Here is a 282-nt window from a genome sequence, read left to right on the forward strand (position 1 = left end):
AAGCTCAACAGTATCATAACACCCTGTGGTACCACTCTCTACTCGAACATAAACCGTCTGAACACTTGGTACTATATTATCATAGGGTATTGGTAAAATATTAATACCATTATCAGCATCTGACTGCGTCTCATGATACGTAACAACCATACCTACTTGAGCTCCTACTGCCTCTAAATCCTTTAAACTTAAAGTGAAACTAGAAAAACCATCATTGTCATCATCACAAACCTCCAAGGGTGTAACTATATTAGCTATAGGATTTACTATAACTTCTAAATC

General features: G+C 36.2%; 1 protein-coding gene. It reads right to left on the reverse strand.

The annotated features are described in order from the left end of the window. Nucleotides 1–237 (reverse strand): hypothetical protein (locus RH81_RS16090; RefSeq protein WP_152604859.1); only part of this gene is annotated, 237 nt, incomplete at its 3' end. Nucleotides 238–282: the final 45 nt, after the last annotated feature.

The organism is Psychroserpens jangbogonensis, assembly GCF_000797465.1.
GTDB classification, from domain to species: domain Bacteria; phylum Bacteroidota; class Bacteroidia; order Flavobacteriales; family Flavobacteriaceae; genus Psychroserpens; species Psychroserpens jangbogonensis.